The 16,910-nt window shown below is 58.2% G+C and carries 13 protein-coding genes; 7 read left to right on the forward strand and 6 right to left on the reverse strand.

Translation table 11 applies throughout. The features are described 5' to 3' along the window. Positions 1–11: 11 nt before the first annotated feature. The gene (locus R0140_RS18215; RefSeq protein ID WP_012542303.1) at positions 12–1,919 is read right to left on the reverse strand and encodes an ABC transporter ATP-binding protein; all 1,908 of its coding nucleotides are present in this window, start codon (positions 1,917–1,919) and stop codon (positions 12–14) included. A 12-nt stretch (positions 1,920–1,931) separates the two neighbouring features. Then, complete coding sequence (gene rlmKL / locus R0140_RS18220) at positions 1,932–4,037, reverse strand: bifunctional 23S rRNA (guanine(2069)-N(7))-methyltransferase RlmK/23S rRNA (guanine(2445)-N(2))-methyltransferase RlmL (protein ID WP_032739454.1); 2,106 nt, start codon at positions 4,035–4,037, stop codon at positions 1,932–1,934. A 99-nt stretch (positions 4,038–4,136) separates the two neighbouring features. On the opposite strand from rlmKL, the gene R0140_RS18225 reads away from it, so the two are divergent. After that, positions 4,137–5,246 carry a YcbX family protein gene (locus R0140_RS18225; RefSeq protein WP_023339854.1) on the forward strand — a complete coding sequence of 370 codons (1,110 nt, stop codon included), beginning with the start codon at positions 4,137–4,139 and terminating at the stop codon, positions 5,244–5,246. Here the strand turns inward: R0140_RS18225 and zapC are convergent. Continuing rightward, positions 5,243–5,785: a cell division protein ZapC gene (zapC, locus tag R0140_RS18230; RefSeq protein ID WP_012542305.1), complete on the reverse strand. Its 543-nt coding sequence runs from the start codon at positions 5,783–5,785 to the stop codon at positions 5,243–5,245. The two genes, R0140_RS18225 and zapC, sit on opposite strands and share 4 nt — an antisense overlap. Before the next feature lie 169 nt (positions 5,786–5,954). After that, a complete protein-coding gene (gene pyrD, locus R0140_RS18235) occupies positions 5,955–6,965 on the reverse strand; it encodes a quinone-dependent dihydroorotate dehydrogenase (protein WP_002898303.1) in 1,011 nt (336 codons plus the stop codon). Positions 6,966–7,213: 248 nt separating this feature from the next. Here pyrD and ssuE point away from each other — a divergent pair, with 248 nt between their 5' ends. The 5 genes from ssuE to ssuB are packed head-to-tail and all read left to right on the forward strand — an operon-like array spanning position 7,214 to position 11,458. Beyond that, positions 7,214–7,789 (forward strand): NADPH-dependent FMN reductase, encoded by a 576-nt coding sequence (ssuE, locus tag R0140_RS18240; RefSeq protein WP_008805880.1) that lies wholly within the window; start codon positions 7,214–7,216, stop codon positions 7,787–7,789. Then, the gene (locus R0140_RS18245) at positions 7,782–8,744 is read left to right on the forward strand and encodes a sulfonate ABC transporter substrate-binding protein (RefSeq protein WP_023297328.1); all 963 of its coding nucleotides are present in this window, start codon (positions 7,782–7,784) and stop codon (positions 8,742–8,744) included. Before ssuE ends, R0140_RS18245 begins: the two co-directional genes overlap by 8 nt. Next, positions 8,741–9,886: an FMNH2-dependent alkanesulfonate monooxygenase gene (ssuD, locus tag R0140_RS18250; RefSeq protein WP_008805878.1), complete on the forward strand. Its 1,146-nt coding sequence runs from the start codon at positions 8,741–8,743 to the stop codon at positions 9,884–9,886. The genes R0140_RS18245 and ssuD overlap by 4 nt, the downstream gene beginning before the upstream one ends. Before the next feature lie 10 nt (positions 9,887–9,896). Then, a complete protein-coding gene (ssuC, locus tag R0140_RS18255) occupies positions 9,897–10,688 on the forward strand; it encodes an aliphatic sulfonate ABC transporter permease SsuC (protein ID WP_008805877.1) in 792 nt (263 codons plus the stop codon). After that, positions 10,685–11,458: an aliphatic sulfonates ABC transporter ATP-binding protein gene (ssuB, locus tag R0140_RS18260; protein ID WP_012542307.1), complete on the forward strand. Its 774-nt coding sequence runs from the start codon at positions 10,685–10,687 to the stop codon at positions 11,456–11,458. The genes ssuC and ssuB overlap by 4 nt, the downstream gene beginning before the upstream one ends. A 97-nt stretch (positions 11,459–11,555) precedes the next feature. On the opposite strand, the gene pepN is transcribed toward ssuB, so the two are convergent. After that, a complete protein-coding gene (gene pepN, locus R0140_RS18265; protein WP_032739452.1) occupies positions 11,556–14,171 on the reverse strand; it encodes an aminopeptidase N in 2,616 nt (871 codons plus the stop codon). A 326-nt stretch (positions 14,172–14,497) separates the two neighbouring features. Between pepN and pncB the strand changes: the two genes are divergently transcribed. Continuing rightward, positions 14,498–15,700, forward strand: coding sequence for a nicotinate phosphoribosyltransferase (gene pncB, locus R0140_RS18270; protein WP_032739960.1), 1,203 nt, complete (start codon positions 14,498–14,500; stop codon positions 15,698–15,700). 42 nt (positions 15,701–15,742) lie between these two features. Here pncB and R0140_RS18275 read toward each other — a convergent pair whose 3' ends face one another. After that, positions 15,743–16,909: a M20 aminoacylase family protein gene (locus tag R0140_RS18275; RefSeq protein WP_004179190.1), complete on the reverse strand. Its 1,167-nt coding sequence runs from the start codon at positions 16,907–16,909 to the stop codon at positions 15,743–15,745. Position 16,910: the final 1 nt, after the last annotated feature.

Consider the following 16,910-nt stretch of genomic DNA (forward strand, 5'->3'; position numbering starts at 1 on the left):
AACTCCTCGGCTCAGGCGCCGTTCTTTAATCCTTCGAGATATTCCCAGCGTTCAAAGGCGGCTTCCAGCGCCTGCTCCGCTTCGGCCAGCTGCGCCAGCACTTGCTGCGTACGATCGTGCGATTGGCCAAAGAAGTCAGGATCGGCTACCTGCTCCTGCAGCGTTTGCAGTTCGGCCTCAAGCGTTTCCAGCTTCTGCGGCAGTTGCTCCAGCTCGCGCTGCAGGTTATAGCTTAGTTTGTTCCCGCCGCGTTTGACAGTTTCTGCTTTTGGCTGAGCGACTTCCGTCGTTTTTTTAACGATCGTCTGCTTTTGCGCCAAAGACTGGGCCTGCTGACCGCGGGCGTCGTGATAACCGCCGACGTACTGACCAATATGGCCGCCGCCTTCGAAGATCCAGCACTCGGTCACGGTATTGTCGACAAACTGACGATCGTGGCTAACCAGCATCACGGTGCCCTGATAGCCATCGATCAGCTCTTCCAGCAGCTCCAGCGTTTCGACATCAAGGTCGTTTGTCGGTTCATCGAGAATCAATAAGTTACTGGGTTTCAGGAACAGTCGCGCCAGCAGCAGACGGTTACGCTCCCCGCCGGACAGCGCGCGTACTGGCGTCATCGCCCGTTTCGGATGGAACAGGAAGTCCTGCAGATAGCCCAGCACGTGCCGCGGCTTACCGTTAACCATCACCTCTTGCTTACCTTCGGCGAGGTTATCCATCACCGTCCGGTCCGGATCCAGCTCTGCACGGTGCTGGTCGAAGTAGGCGACTTCCAGCTTGGTGCCAACGTGGATCCGCCCGCTGTCGGCCTGCAACTGGCCAAGCATCAGCTTCAGCAGCGTGGTTTTCCCGCAGCCATTGGGGCCGATCAGGGCAATCTTATCGCCGCGCTGGATTTGCGCGGAGAAATCTTTCACCAGCACTTTGCCGTCAACCTGATAGTTGACGTTCTCCATTTCGAAAACGATTTTGCCGGAGCGCGAAGCCTCTTCCACCTGCATCTTCGCACTGCCCATCACTTCCCGGCGCTCGCCGCGCTCGCGACGCATCGCTTTCAGGGCGCGAACGCGGCCTTCGTTGCGAGTACGACGCGCTTTAATCCCCTGGCGGATCCACACCTCTTCCTGGGCCAGCTTGCGGTCGAATTCAGCATTCTGCAGCTCTTCAACCCGCAGCGCTTCTTCTTTATCCAACAGATACTGATCGTAATTGCCCGGATAAGTCACCAGCTTGCCGCGATCGAGATCGACGATGCGCGTCGCCATGTTGCGGATGAAGGAGCGGTCGTGCGAAATAAAGATAATGGTGCCTTTAAAGCTTTTCAGGAACCCTTCCAGCCAGTCGATAGTTTCGATATCGAGGTGGTTCGTCGGTTCATCCAGCAACAGCACGCGCGGCCCGCTGACCAGGGCACGGCCCAGCGCCGCTTTACGCAACCAGCCGCCGGAAAGCGAAGCCAGCTGCGCGTCGGCGTTAAGACCAAGCTGCTCGATCACTTCATTGATGCGGCTATCCAGCTGCCACAGGCCCAGGTTATCCAGCTGTTCCTGCAGACGGGCCAGTTCATTTAAATTTTTGTCGCTCGGGTCGGTCATCACCTGATGCGAAACATCATGGTAGGCCTTCAGGTAAGCGGCCTGTTCGGCGATCCCTTCGGCGACGAAATCGTACACCGTACCGGCAACGTTGCGCGGCGGATCCTGCTGCAGACGCGCGACGATCAGATCCTGTTCATAAATAATACGCCCGTCATCCAGCCCCTGTTCACGGTTAAGGATCTTCATCAGGGTCGATTTACCGGCGCCGTTGCGCCCAACCAGACAGACGCGTTCGTTATCTTCGATATGCAGTTCAGCATTATCCAGCAGCGGCGCATCGCTGAATGAAAGCCAGGCGCCGTGCATACTAATCAGTGACATTCTTTATTCCTTTCAGGCTGCAGTAATCAGCCAGCAGTTGTGGATCTGACGGTTGCGGGCAAAATCCTGCGACAGCGTTTTTTGCGAAATCTCTTGCGCCTTCAGGCCAAGCGCCGCCAGCCCGTCATGATCCATACGGAAACCGCGTTTGTTGTTCGAGAACATAATGGTGCCGCCTTTACGCAGCAGACGTTTTAGATCGGTCATCAGGCGAATATGATCGCGCTGCACGTCGAAAGCATCTTCCATCCGTTTGGAGTTAGAGAAAGTCGGCGGATCGATAAAGATCAGATCGAACTGCTCGGTGCTTTCCCGCAGCCAGCCCAGCACGTCAGCCTGCATCAGGCGATGCGCACGACCGGTCAGGCCATTGAGACGCAGGTTGCGCTCCGCCCACTCCAGATAGGTACGCGACATATCCACCGTGGTCGTAGAGCGCGCGCCACCCAGACCGGCGTGGACGCTGGCGCTGCCGGTATAGGAGAACAGGTTAAGGAAGTCCTTACCTTTGCTCATCTGGCCCAGCATGCGACGGGCGATACGGTGGTCGAGGAACAGACCGGTATCGAGGTAGTCGGTGAGGTTAACCCACAGGCGCGCGTTGTACTCCTGCACCTCGATAAAGTCGCCCTTCTCCGCCATCTTCTGATACTGGTTTTTGCCCTTTTGCCGCTCGCGGGTCTTCAGCACCAGCTTGTTGGGGGCGATTTCCAGCACGGCGATGGTCGCCGCGATAATATCAAACAGACGCTGGCGCGCTTTGTGCGCATCGACGGTTTTCGGCGGCGCATACTCCTGGACCACCACCCAGTCACCGTAGCGATCGATCGCCACGTTATATTCCGGCAGATCGGCATCGTACAGGCGATAGCATTCAATGCCTTCCTGACGGGCCCACTTTTCAAATTTCTTCAGATTCTTACGCAGACGGTTGGCAAAATCTTCCGCCAGCATCGCCGGCTTGCCGCCTTCGCTTTCCGCCAGGTGATAGTTTTTCTGTATGCAGTCCAGCGGGCCGTTCTTCGCTTTGAACTGTTTATCGGCACGCAGCTGCAGGCAGCTCAGCAGTTCCGGCGAGGCGCTGAACACCGACAGGTTCCAGCCGCCAAACTGACTTTTCATGATCCGGCCCAGCAGGCTGTGCAGGGCAATCAGCGCCGGTTCGCTTTCCAGGCGCTCGCCGTACGGCGGGTTGCTGATCACGGTGCCGTACGGGCCTTTCGGCAGCGGGTTATTCAGCTGGGCGACGTCTTTGACTGCAAAATCGATCAGCTCGCCGATGCCGGCGCGACGGGCGTTGCGGCGCGCGCGCTCAATGACGCGCTCGTCGACGTCAGAGCCATAGAAGCGCGACCCATAGGCCGCCAGCCCCTGGCGGGCGCGGGTTTGCGCTTCCGCCTTCACCTCTTTCCAGATAGTGTCATCGTGCTGCGCCCAACCGCCAAAGCCCCAGTGGCCGCGGTGCAGACCCGGCGCACGATCGGTCGCCAGCATCGCCGCTTCAATCAGCAGGGTACCGGAGCCGCACATCGGATCGAGCAGTGGCGTACCCGGTACCCAACCAGAGCGCATGACGATCGCCGCCGCGAGGTTTTCTTTGATCGGCGCCATACCGGTACCATCGCGGTAGCCGCGCAGATGCAACCCTTCCCCGCTCAGATCCAGGGAGATATGCGCCGTCTCTTTGTTCAGCCAGACGTTGATCCGCAGATCGGGCGACTCACGATCGACATTCGGGCGCGGCAGGTTTTTACGCGTGAAGCTGTCGACGATGGCGTCTTTAACTTTTAATGCGCCATACTGGCTGTTGCGGATCTCGTCATTGAGGCCGCTAAAATGTACCGCGAAGGTGGCGCCAGGGTTAAACATCTCCGTCCACGGAATGGCCTGTACGCCGAGGTACAGATCCAGATCGCTGTATACGCGACACTCGCCCAGCGGCAGCATGATGCGCGAAGCCAGCCGGCTCCACATCAGGCTTTGATACAGCAGGCGCGTATCCCCCTGAAAATGGACCCCGCCCTGGACGACCTGGCAGTCCGTCGCGCCAAGTCCTTCCAGTTCAGTTTTTAACAGCTCTTCCAGCCCACGAGCCGTACTGGCAAACAGAGAATTCATATCGTCACTTTTACTTAAAGAAAATTGGTGCGCATTATAGCCAATATGTGCCCTATGTCATAAAGTTATAGGCTTATTTTTGGAACCCGGAGGCAGCGTATGGTAACGCTCTCGCGACTTTTTATTCATCCCGTTAAATCCATGCGCGGCATGGGCCTGACCCACGCCTTTGCTGATATCAGCGGCCTGGCCTTCGATCGCCTGTTTATGGTCACCGAAACCGACGGGACCTTTATTACCGCCCGCCAGTTTCCGCAAATGGTAAAATTTATTCCGGCGCCGCTGCATGATGGCCTTCACCTGACCGCGCCGGACGGCAGCAGCGCCGTGGTGCGTTTTAGCGATTTCGCCCTGCAGGCCGAGCCCACCGAAGTCTGGGGCAACCATTTCACCGCCCTTATCGCGCCCGCCGCCGTTAACCAGTGGCTCAGCGGCTTTTTCAAGCGCGATGTCCAGCTGCGCTGGCTGGGGCCGCAGTCAACCCGCCGGGTGAAGCGCCACGATGCGGTACCGCTCTCCTTCGCCGACGGCTACCCGTACCTGCTGGCTAACGAGGCCTCGCTGCGCGATCTGCAGCAACGCTGCCCGGCCAGCGTAAGCATAGAACAGTTTCGTCCTAACCTCGTGGTCACCGGCGCGGCCGCCTGGGATGAAGATAGCTGGAAAGTGATCCGCGTCGGCGAAGTGGTGTTTGACGTCGCTAAGCCATGCAGCCGCTGCATTTTTACCACCGTCAGTCCAGAGCGCGGGCAGAAGCATCCCACCGGGGAGCCGCTGGAAACCTTAAAGCGTTTTCGTACTGCGCTGGACAATGGCGATGTCGATTTTGGCCAGAACCTGATTGCCCGCAACAGCGGGGTGATCCGGGTGGGTGATGAAGTCGAAATCCTCGCCCGCGGCCCGGCGAAAGCCTACGGCGCCGGCGAGAGCGACGATACTCCGGCCCCGGAAGCGCAGCAGCAAGCTACGGTTGCCATCGAATGGCAGGGTCAACAGTTTAGCGGGAATAACCAGCAGGTGCTGCTGGAGCAACTGGAGCAACAGGGCATTCGCGTACCCTATTCGTGTCGGGCAGGGATCTGCGGCAGCTGCCGCATTCGGCTGGAAGAGGGCGAAGTCAGCGCGTTAAAGAAAAATGCGGTCGCCGGGGACGGCACCATTCTCGCCTGCAGCTGCGTACCGAAAACGGCGCTGCGCCTGGCGCCTTAAACCGCCTGTCCCAGGCTGTAGCTGACCGCGCTCTGCGCCGGCTGCAGCCTGTCGTTCATGATTTTAATAACGTCGCCTAACTGCATCACGCGCCCGGCAAGGGTGAGACCCGGCTGGGCCAGCAGACAAAGCGCGGCGTTATCTCCCGGCTCCACCACCAGCAAATTCACCTGCTCCCCGGTATCGCTCAGCCAGACGCAGGCGGCGTCGCCGCCGCTCGGCTGCCACTGGTGGGGATGAGCGATAAAGTGCCAGCTTTTCGGCATCTGCGGTTTGAGAAAACGGATCGCGGTTAACGCATTGAGGACTAATTCCGCTCGCTGTTCTTTCGACAGTTCGAGATCGCGACATTTTTCTTCAAAGGAGAAATAGAGCGCGGCGTCATCGACGCAGAATCCCGACGGCGCAAAGGCATCCGGGGTCAGCATTCGCCGGGCGAAGCGCGAGCGAAATAACATGCCATTGGCCAAATCGAGCATCATGCGGTCATGCTCTTCATCGTAATACCAACGCCAGTTATCGTCAGGTTTAATGCGCATTTTTCCCCCTGTCCCCTTTCATACGCCTCTGCAAAGTTGTTGCGACTTGCCGCAGAATATTTTCTAAAATTAAGAAAAGTCTAAAATGTTTAAATAAGCAACAGTGAGGGAATATAAAACAACCAGGGCCGGAAATAAAGCCCTGGGTGGGTTTCAGCGGAGGAAAAGATTAGATGTGGGTAACAATTTCTTTAATCAGCGGCGGACCTTTAAAAATAAATCCGGAATAGATCTGCACCAACGATGCTCCGGCGGCTATCTTTTCTCGCGCAGCAATCACCGAATCAATACCGCCCACGCCGATGATAGGCAAACGACCATTCAGCTCAGCGGAGAGCATACGGATAATTTCAGTGCTCTTTAATTGTAATGGACGACCGCTAAGCCCACCGGTCTCATCACAATGTTTCATTCCCTGAACCAGAGAACGATCGAGGGTGGTATTGGTTGCAATTACCCCATCAATATTATGACGCACGAGGCTATCGGCAACCTGGATCAATTCCTCTGGTAAAAGATCCGGCGCGATCTTCACGGCGACCGGAACATATTTCTGATGCTTTTGCTGCAGCTCAAGCTGCTTATTTTTAATACCGGAGAGTAAATCATCGAGCGCTTCACCGTATTGCAGCGTACGCAGCCCCGGGGTATTCGGTGAGGAGATATTAATGGCGATATACCCGGCGTAAGGATAGACTTTTTCCATACAAATCAGGTAATCATCTTTACCGTGCTCCACCGGCGTATCTTTATTTTTGCCGATATTGATGCCCAGCACGCCGTCAAAATGCGCCTTTTTCACGTTCTCAACCAGGTTATCAACGCCATGGTTATTAAAGCCCATGCGGTTGATCAACCCCTCGGCATCCACCAGACGGAAGATCCTCGGTTTATCGTTGCCCGGCTGCGGACGCGGGGTGACGGTGCCGATCTCAATCGAACCAAAACCCATCGCGCCCAGCGCGTCAATGCATTCCCCATTTTTATCCAGCCCGGCCGCCAGACCCAGCGGATTTTTAAAGGTCAGCCCCATGCAGGTAACGGGCCTGGCCGGTACCTTCTGGCGAACCAGCATTTCCAGCGGCGTCCCGGTGACACGGCGTAATTGTTGAAAGGTAACTTCATGAGCGCGCTCAGGATCGAGCTGAAAAAGGGCTTTACGAACGAAGGGGTAGTACATGAACTCTCCTGGATTCCCGGTGTGCAAACCGGGGGCGTATTATGTGCGATCCGCAGCTGAAAGGGAATTGACCTGCGACAAAAAATCACCCATCAGCGCAAACGATTACCTCTCCCCGCGCCGTTATGCGCTTTTCGGCTATCTAACGGTGGATAAATCATTTAGGGAAATAATGGTGCTCTGTCACACTCACTGCAAATGTTATCAATTATAGATAAATGCAAACATTTAGTTATAAGGAGAGAGAGATGCGCGTCATTACGCTTGCGGGCAGCCCGCGTTACCCTTCCCGTTCCAGCGCCCTGCTGGAATATGCCAGAGAGACGCTCACCGCCGCCGATATCGAAGTCTGCCACTGGCATCTGCAGAACTTTGCCCCGGAAGACCTCCTGTACGCTCGCTTTGACAACCCGGCGCTACAAACGCTCAATGAGCAACTGGCCGGGGCCGACGGTCTGATTATCGCCACGCCGGTGTATAAAGCCTCGTTTTCCGGCGCCCTGAAAACCCTGCTCGATCTGCTTCCTGAGCGCGCGCTGGAGGGCAAAATCGTGCTACCGCTGGCCACTGGCGGCACCATCGCCCACATGCTGGCGGTGGACTACGCTCTGAAACCCGTCCTGAATGCCCTGAAGGCCCAGGAGATCCTCCATGGCGTCTTCGCCGATGACAGCCAGGTCACGGATTACCAGCATAAGCCGCAGTTCACCCCTAACCTGCAGCGGCGCCTGGATGAGTCCCTGGAGACCTTCTGGCAGGCGCTGCATCGTCCCAGCAGCCGCGCCCCGTCGTTAACGTCTCTGCGTGGGGTGGAACATGTTTAATCCTCTCCGCGCGCTGACCCTCGGCGGACTGCTGTTGTTCTCCGCGCTGGGCCACGCCGCCCCGGCGGCGCCCGATGCCCTGCGCATTGGTTATCAGAAAGGCAGCGTCAGCATGGTGCTGGCGAAGAGCCATCAGCTGCTGGAGCAGCGCTATCCGGGCACCCATATCTCGTGGATTGAATTCCCGGCCGGTCCGCAGATGCTGGAGGCGCTGAACGTCGGCAGCATTGACATCGGCAGTACTGGCGACATTCCGCCTATCTTTGCTCAGGCGGCGGGCGCCGATCTGGTCTATATCGGTTCGGAGCCGCCCAAGCCGAAAGCGGAAGTCATCCTGGTGGCGCAAGGCAGTCCTATTCACAACGTTGCCGAATTAAAAGGGAAAAAGGTCGCTTTCCAGAAAGGTTCCAGCTCCCACAATCTGCTGCTGCGCGCCCTGCAGCTGGCGGGCCTGAAATTTAGCGATATTCAGCCGGTTTACCTTGCCCCCGCCGATGCGCGCGCCGCCTTCCAGCAGGGTAATGTCGACGCCTGGGCCATCTGGGATCCGTACTACTCCGCCGCGCTGCTGCAGGGCGGCGCCCGGGTACTCACTGACGGAACCGATCTGAAACAGACGGGATCGTTCTATCTTGCTTCCCGCCCCTACGCTGAACGCAATGGCGCTTTCATTGAAGGCGTACTCGATACCTTTACTCAGGCCGATGCCCTGACCCATAGCCAGCGCGCGCAAAGCATTACGCTGCTGGCGAAAACGATGGGATTACCGGAAGCGGTGATCGCCAGCTATCTGGACCATCGTCCCCCCACCTCAGTAACCCCGGTGAGTGCCGAAACCGCCGCTCGCCAGCAGCAGACGGCCGACCTGTTCTATGAGAACAAGCTGGTGCCGAAAAAAGTTGATATCCGGGCCCGTATCTGGCAGCCCGTTGCCGCACAAGGAGCGAAATCATGAGTCTGAATATGTTCTGGTTTTTACCGACCCATGGTGATGGTCGTTATCTGGGCACCGAAGAGGGCGCCCGTCCGGTCGATTACGGCTATCTGCAGCAAATCGCGCAGACGGCGGATCGGCTGGGGTTCACCGGCGTGCTGATCCCGACCGGACGCTCATGTGAAGATGCCTGGCTGGTTGCGGCCTCGATGATCCCGGTGACGCAGCGGCTGAAATTTCTTGTCGCCCTCAGGCCTAGCGTGGTGTCGCCGACGGTAGCCGCCCGCCAGGCGGCGACACTGGACCGACTGTCAAACGGCCGGGCGCTGTTCAATCTGGTCACCGGCAGCGATCCCGCCGAGCTGGCCGGCGACGGCGTCTTCCTCGACCACACCGAGCGCTATGAGGCCTCAGCTGAATTTACCCACATCTGGCGCAAGCTGATGGAGGGAGAAACCGTCACCTTTAACGGCAAGCATCAGCGCGTTCGCGACGCTAAGCTGCTGTTCCCGCCGCTCCAGCAGCCCCGTCCACCGCTCTATTTCGGCGGATCGTCTGACGTCGCGCAGGATCTGGCCGCCGAGCAGGTCGATCTCTATCTCACCTGGGGTGAACCGCCGAAGCAGGTGGCAGAGAAGATTGCTCAGGTCCGGGAGAAAGCGGCCCGGCATGGGCGCCGGGTGCGTTTTGGCATCCGTCTGCACGTGATCGTGCGGGAAACCAACGAGGAAGCCTGGCAGGCGGCGGACAGCCTTATCTCCCACCTTGATGATGAAACGATCGCCCGCGCCCAGGCGGCCTTCGCCAGAACCGACTCCGTCGGTCAAAAGCGAATGGCGGCGCTGCACAACGGTCGACGCGATCAGCTCGAGATCAGCCCCAACCTGTGGGCCGGCGTCGGCTTAGCGCGCGGCGGCGCCGGTACTGCGCTGGTGGGCGATGCCGCCACCGTTGCCGAACGAATCAATGAATACGCTGCGCTGGGTATTGATAGCTTTATCTTCTCCGGCTATCCGCATCTGGAAGAGGCGTATCGGGTCGGCGAGCTGTTGTTCCCCCTGCTCGACGTCGCCGTGCCGTCTATCCCGCAGCCGCAAAACCTGCGCCTGCAGGGGGAAGCGGTCGCCAACGAGTTTATCCCGCGTAAAGTGGCGCAAAGCTGAGGAGACACTGATGGCAAAATCAACCCATCCCCTGTTGTTACGCCTCGCCCCCTGGCTGCTGCCGGTGGGGACGGTCATTGTCTGGCAGCTGGCCTCGTCCGTCGGCTGGCTCTCGACGCGGGTGCTTCCCTCGCCGGAGGGGGTATTGAAAGCGTTCTGGACGCTCTCGGCCAGCGGTGAGCTGTGGCAGCATCTGGCCATCAGCTCGTGGCGGGCGCTGGTCGGCTTCGCCATCGGCGGCTCCATCGGGCTGGTGCTCGGCCTGATCAGCGGCCTGTCACGCTGGGGCGAGCGTCTGCTGGACACCTCGATCCAGATGCTGCGCAATGTCCCGCATCTGGCGCTGATCCCGCTGGTAATTCTGTGGTTCGGCATCGACGAGACCGCCAAGATCTTCCTTGTGTCGCTGGGCACCCTGTTCCCGATCTATATCAACACCTGGCATGGGATCCGTAATATCGACCGTGGGCTGGTAGAGATGGCGCGCAGCTATGGTTTATCCGGCTTCGCGCTGTTCCGTCACGTGATTTTACCCGGCGCCCTGCCCTCAATTATGGTCGGCGTGCGTTTCGCTCTTGGCCTGATGTGGCTGACGCTTATTGTCGCTGAAACCATCTCGGCGAATGCCGGTATCGGTTATCTGGCGATGAATGCGCGTGAATTTCTACAAACCGACGTGGTGGTGGTCGCCATCATTCTTTACGCCATCCTTGGCAAACTGGCCGATGTCTGCGCCCAGCTGCTGGAACGGCTCTGGCTGCGCTGGAACCCGGCGTATCATCTTCAGGAGGCTAACGCATGAACACTGCCCGTCTGACCCCAGGTATCCCGCTGCTGCTGAACGGGGTGACGAAACGCTATGGCGATAACACTATTCTTAACGAGCTGGATCTGCATATTCCCAGCGGCCAGTTTGTGGCGGTGGTGGGCCGCAGCGGCGGCGGCAAGAGTACCCTGCTGCGCCTGCTAGCGGGTCTGGAAAAACCGAACGCTGGCGAGCTGCTGGCGGGCGCGACACCCCTGGCGGCGATCCAGGACGACACCCGGATGATGTTTCAGGATGCGCGCCTGCTGCCGTGGAAAACGGTGATTGATAACGTCGGGCTGGGGTTAAAAGGCGCCTGGCGCGACGCCGCCCTACAGGCATTGGCCAGCGTCGGACTCGAGAGCCGTGCGCAGGAGTGGCCGGCGGCGCTGTCAGGTGGGCAAAAGCAGCGCGTTGCGCTGGCCCGCGCGCTGATCCATCGCCCGCGCCTGCTGCTGCTGGACGAGCCGCTGGGAGCGCTGGACGCCCTCACCCGTCTGGAGATGCAGGAGCTGATCGTCTCTCTGTGGCAGGAGCATGGTTTTACGGTCCTGCTGGTGACGCACGACGTCAGTGAAGCGGTGGCCATGGCCGACCGGGTGCTGTTAATTGAAGAGAAGAAAATTGGCCTCGATTTGAACGTGGATATTCCGCGACCGCGGCGCACCGGGTCGGCGAAGCTGGCCGAGCTGGAGGCAGAGGTGCTGGATCGGGTGATGAAACGCGGCGACAGCGAGCGTGCGCCGCGTTTGTTTAGTCATGGCTAACTAACGTCCCCGGCCCGCGCTTCGCTCGGCCGGGCTACCAAATCGCACAGCGCTGTAGCCCCGGTAAGCGAGAGCGCAACCGGGGGTTTTGCCACCGTTACGCCAGCGCCTTACTGATTTTCTCGAACAGATCGCCGGAGAGATTCTCCAGCCCCTTCAACTGCTCCAGCGCAGCGCGCATCAGCGCCTGTCGCTTCTCATCATAACGCTTCAGACGAATCAACGGCTCAATCAGTCGCGACGCCACCTGCGGGTTGCGCTGGTTAAGTTCGGTCAGCATCTCCACCAGGAACTGGTAGCCGCTGCCGTCTTCAGCATGGAACGCCGCCGGGTTGCTGCTGGCGAAAGCACCGATTAACGACCGCACACGGTTCGGGTTGCTCATGCTGAATGAACGGTGATTCAGCAGACCACGCACTGTTTCCACCACATTGGCCGCCGGGCTGGTGGACTGCAGGATAAACCACTTATCCATCACCAGACCGTCCTGATGCCATTTATCGTCATACTCCTGCATCAGCGCATCGCGGCTCGGCAGCTCGGCGGCAACCGCTGCCGACAGGGCGGCCAGCGCGTCGGTCATGTTATCCGCCTGGTGATACTGCGCCGACACCAGCTTATCGCCCAGCGTTGGCTCCGCAAACGCCAGATAGCGCAGGCTGGTATTGCGCAGGGCACGCTTACCAATATCGGCGTGCTCCACACGGTAGCTGTCGAGTTTATTGGCGTGATAAACCGCGAGGAATTCGTCCGCCAGTTCGTTCGCCAGAGTGCGGGTGAGCGCTTCGCGCACGGTGGCGATGGCGATCGGATCGATAATGGCGAACATCTCGGCGATTTCGTTGGCCGACGGCAGGGTTAAGATCTCGGCGGCCAGCGCCGGGTCAATCTTCTCGTCCAGCAGGATGGCGCGGAAGGCGTCCGCCACATGCACCGGCAGCGACAGCGGCTGTCCCTGCTGATGACGGTTGACGTTCAGCTTGATGTAGGTCGCGAGCAGGCTCTGCGCCGCATCCCAGCGCGAGAAATCATTCCGCGCATGGCGCATCAGGAAGGTGAGCTGCTGATCGCTCCACTTATATTCCAGTTTCACTGGTGCTGAAAATTCGCACAGCAGCGCCGGCACCGGCTGGAAATAGACGTTATCGAAGACGAAAGTCTGCTCGGCCTGAGTTACATTGAGCACGGGGTGCAGCGGATGGCCGCCCTTCTGCAGGGGGATCACCTTGCCTTCGTTATCGTACAGCTCAATGGCAAACGGGATATGCAACGGCTGTTTCTCGGCCTGCTCAGCGGTCGGCGGCGTACGCTGGCTGATGGTCAGCGTGTACTGCTCGGTTTCCGGGTTGTAGTCGTCATGCACGGTGACGATTGGCGTACCGGACTGGCTGTACCAGCGGCGGAAGTGTGACAGATCGACGTTAGAGGCATCCTCCATCGCCTGGACGAAATCATCGCAGGTCGCGGCGCTGCCGTCATGGCGTTCAAAGTACAGCTGCATCCCTTTCTGGAAGTTTTCTTCACCCAGCAGGGTGTGCAGCATGCGGATCACTTCGGCACCCTTTTCATAAACCGTCAGGGTGTAGAAGTTGTTCATTTCGATAACCATATCCGGGCGGATCGGGTGCGCCATCGGGCTGGCGTCTTCGGCAAACTGCAACCCGCGCATGGTGCGCACATTGTTGATGCGGTTAACCGCCCGTGAGCCGAGGTCGGAGCTGAACTCCTGATCGCGGAACACGGTCAGCCCTTCTTTCAGGCTGAGCTGGAACCAGTCGCGGCAGGTGACGCGGTTGCCGGTCCAGTTATGGAAATACTCATGACCAATCACCCGCTCGATATCAAGATAGTCTTTATCGGTGGCGGTATCGGTACGGGCCAGGACATATTTGGAGTTAAAGACGTTGAGTCCTTTGTTCTCCATCGCGCCCATATTAAAGAAGTCGACGGCGACAATCATATAGATGTCGAGGTCGTACTCGAGCCCAAAGCGCTCCTCATCCCATTTCATGGAATTTTTCAGCGAGGTCATTGCCCACGGCGCGCGGTCGAGATTGCCGCGATCGACGTACAGCTCCAGCGCCACTTCACGACCGGAGCGAGTGGTAAAGGTGTCACGCAGGACGTCAAAATCACCGGCCACCAGCGCAAACAGGTAGCACGGTTTCGGGAACGGATCCTGCCACTGTACCCAGTGACGGCCATTCTCCAGCTCTCCCTGCGCCATGCGGTTGCCGTTGGAGAGCAGGAACGGGTATTTCGCTTTGTCGGCGATGATTTTGGTGGTAAACCGCGCCAGCACGTCCGGGCGGTCCAGGTACCAGGTAATATGGCGGAAACCTTCCGCTTCGCACTGAGTACACAGCGCTTCGCCTGACTGATACAGGCCTTCCAGCGCGGTGTTCGCCGCCGGGCTGATCTCATTGACGATGGTCAGGGTGAAATGCTCCGGCAGGCTGCCGATCACCAGCTGATTGTTTTCTTCTTTATAGTCACTCCACGGCTGGCCGTTCACTTGCAGCGCGATCAGGGTCAGATCTTCGCCGTCGAGGCGCAATGGCACATCAGACGCAGCCGCGTGGCGGGAGACCTTGCTCTCGGCCGTAACGACGGTTTTTGCGGCATCCAGGTCAAAGGTCAAATCGATATCGCTAATCAGATACTCCGGCGCACGATAGTCGTGGCGGTATTTGGCTTGGGGCTGTTGTGTCATAAAAAACCTTTCGCATCTTGGGTAAAGTGTCGTCCCAGTCTATTCCCGTTGTGTCAATCGCGCTATGCAGAATCTTCATCTTTTCAATGTGAAACACGAAAACCGCTACATTTTGTTAACACGCGCGGCACGAAATGCCCTCGACCCGACGCAAAGCTTGTGGTGTGATCCATGTTCAATATATTAAACTAGGCCTCGCAAATGACCGTCAGCGTCGCCATCGCTCGCCATCGCGGGACAGAGCCGGGTAATAAAGGTATACTCCGCCTCCTTTTTTCGCGTTGGTTTGGATGGAACGCTCCAGTGAGAGGATGCTACTGCGCACCATGACACAATTCACTTCTCCTGTACTGCACTCGCTGCTTGATACGGATGCCTACAAGCTGCACATGCAGCAGGCTGTCTTCCACCGCTACGGCGATGTGCATGTGGCGGCGGAGTTTCGCTGCCGCGGAGACGACCTGCTCGGCATTTATGCCGACGCGATCCGCGAGCAGGTGGAGTCCATGCGCGACCTGAGACTGCGGGATGATGAATATCACTGGTTGTCCACCCTTCCCTTTTTCCGCCAGGATTATCTCGACTGGCTGCGCGATTTTCGCTATGACCCGCGCCAGGTCACGGTCAGCAATGACAATGGTAAGCTGAACATTCGCCTTACCGGCCCATGGCGGGAAGCCATCATGTGGGAAGTCCCGCTGCTGGCGGTGATAAGCGAGTTGGTCCATCGCTATCGTTCACCAGAGATGGGCGTCGATCAGGCGCTCAACACGCTGGAACATAAGCTAGGCGACTTCGCCACCATGACCGCTGACCTCGACATGAGCGCCTTCCGTCTGATGGACTTCGGCACCCGCCGTCGTTTTTCACGCGAGGTGCAGGAAGGTATTGTGCGGCGTCTGCAGCAGGAACCATGGTTTGTCGGCACCAGCAATTACGATCTGGCGCGCCGTCTGAATTTAACCCCGATGGGTACCCAGGCCCATGAGTGGTTCCAGGCCCACCAGCAGATCAGCCCCAGCCTTGCCAGCAGCCAGCGGGCGGCCCTTGCCGCCTGGCTGGAAGAGTATCCCGACCAGCTGGGCATCGCGCTGACCGACTGCATCACCATGGATGCGTTCCTGCGCGATTTTGGTCCGGAATTCGCTACCCGCTATCAGGGTTTGCGCCATGACTCCGGCGACCCGGTGGAATGGGGTGAAAAAGCCATCGCCCATTATCAGAAGCTGGGCATCGATCCGCTGAGCAAAGTGCTGGTCTTCTCCGATAATCTCGATCTCGCCAAAGCGGTCGATTTGTATCGCCACTTCGCCTCGCGGGTGAAATTGAGCTTTGGTATCGGCACCCGTTTAACCTGCGATCTGCCGCAGGTTAAACCGCTCAATATCGTGATTAAGCTGGTGGAATGTAACGGCAAACCGGTGGCGAAACTCTCCGACAGCCCGGGGAAAACCATCTGCCACGATAAGGCCTTCGTCCGCGCCCTGCGCGAGGCGTTCGACCTGCCGCCGATTAAAAAGGCGAGCTAAAAAACATGGCCCGACGGCATTCTGCTATCGGGCCAATCAATATCACTCCTGCGGCAGACGGGTTCTGACGACCTCGGCAAAATACTCCGCGCCAGTTAGCAATATCTCATCATTAAAGTCGTAGCAGGCATTATGCAACGGTGTATTGCCCTGAGCATCTGAACTATCGCCGTTGCCTAAAAAGATGAAACAGCCGGGGATTTTTTGCAGAAAAGCGCCAAAATCCTCCGAAATCATCATCTGTGCGACGTTGCCGTCCACCTTCTCAGCCCCTACCACGTTAATCGCAGCGGTGACCGCCACATCAACGCATTGCTGCCAGTTCACCGTTGGCGCAAATTCATGGGTATAGCTGAACTGGCACGTCGCACCGTGCATCGCGCAAATCGCTTCGCTAATGGTACGCATTCGTTCTTCGAGCAGCATCTGCACCTCCGGTGCAAAGCTGCGCGTATCCCCTTTGATTTCGACGTGCGTCGGAATCGCATTGCGGATGCCATCGGTGTGCAGTTCAGTACAGGAAATCACCGCTGGCACGTTCGGATCAACATTTCGCGAAACAATTGTCTGCAAAGCCAGGATGATTTCCGCCGCAATGACCAGCGGATCTTTCGCCATATGCGGCCGCGCCGCATGCGCTCCCTGCCCTTTAATACGAATAATAAAGTTATCTTCACTGGCCATAATGCCACCGACTCGCGTGGCGATAGTCCCGGCTTTCATACCCGGCATATTATGCAGACCGTAGATTTCCTCTATGCCAAAGCGTTCAATAACGCCATCGTCCATCATCGCTCTGGCGCCATAGCCAGGTTCCTCAGCAGGCTGAAAAACAAAGCAGACCGTGCCGTTAAAATTCTGCCGCTGCAATAGCAACTGCGCCGCGCCCAGCGCAATGCAGGTATGACCATCATGTCCGCAGCCGTGCATCCGCTCGGCGGTCATGGAGCGGTAAGACCAGTCTCCCTGTTCGGTCAATTGAATGGCATCGATATCGGCACGAATAGCAATAACGCCCTTCCCGTCGCCGCATTTCAATCTCCCCACCACCCCGGTTTTGCCAATATCGCGGTGCACCTCAATGCCCATAGCCTCGAGCTTTTCGGCAATAAACCGTGAAGTATTCTGCTCCTCGAAGGCGCTTTCCGGATGGGCATGCAAATAGTGACGCCAGGCGATAAGCTGCTGCTTTAGCTGTTGCTGATTCATT

It is taken from the genome of Klebsiella sp. w6 (genome assembly GCF_033100215.1).
GTDB lineage: Bacteria > Pseudomonadota > Gammaproteobacteria > Enterobacterales > Enterobacteriaceae > Klebsiella > Klebsiella variicola.

Excerpts from the sequence above, each read along its gene's own strand:
- R0140_RS18215 (WP_012542303.1), bottom strand. The coding sequence starts at position 1,919 with ATGTCACTGATTAGTATGCACGGCGCCTGGCTTTCATTCAGCGATGCG.
- rlmKL (WP_032739454.1), bottom strand. The coding sequence starts at position 4,037 with ATGAATTCTCTGTTTGCCAGTACGGCTCGTGGGCTGGAAGAGCTGTTA.
- R0140_RS18225 (WP_023339854.1), top strand. The coding sequence starts at position 4,137 with ATGGTAACGCTCTCGCGACTTTTTATTCATCCCGTTAAATCCATGCGC.
- zapC (WP_012542305.1), bottom strand. The coding sequence starts at position 5,785 with ATGCGCATTAAACCTGACGATAACTGGCGTTGGTATTACGATGAAGAG.
- pyrD (WP_002898303.1), bottom strand. The coding sequence starts at position 6,965 with ATGTACTACCCCTTCGTTCGTAAAGCCCTTTTTCAGCTCGATCCTGAG.
- ssuE (WP_008805880.1), top strand. The coding sequence starts at position 7,214 with ATGCGCGTCATTACGCTTGCGGGCAGCCCGCGTTACCCTTCCCGTTCC.
- R0140_RS18245 (WP_023297328.1), top strand. The coding sequence starts at position 7,782 with ATGTTTAATCCTCTCCGCGCGCTGACCCTCGGCGGACTGCTGTTGTTC.
- ssuD (WP_008805878.1), top strand. The coding sequence starts at position 8,741 with ATGAGTCTGAATATGTTCTGGTTTTTACCGACCCATGGTGATGGTCGT.
- ssuC (WP_008805877.1), top strand. The coding sequence starts at position 9,897 with ATGGCAAAATCAACCCATCCCCTGTTGTTACGCCTCGCCCCCTGGCTG.
- ssuB (WP_012542307.1), top strand. The coding sequence starts at position 10,685 with ATGAACACTGCCCGTCTGACCCCAGGTATCCCGCTGCTGCTGAACGGG.
- pepN (WP_032739452.1), bottom strand. The coding sequence starts at position 14,171 with ATGACACAACAGCCCCAAGCCAAATACCGCCACGACTATCGTGCGCCG.
- pncB (WP_032739960.1), top strand. The coding sequence starts at position 14,498 with ATGACACAATTCACTTCTCCTGTACTGCACTCGCTGCTTGATACGGAT.
- R0140_RS18275 (WP_004179190.1), bottom strand. The coding sequence starts at position 16,909 with ATGAATCAGCAACAGCTAAAGCAGCAGCTTATCGCCTGGCGTCACTAT.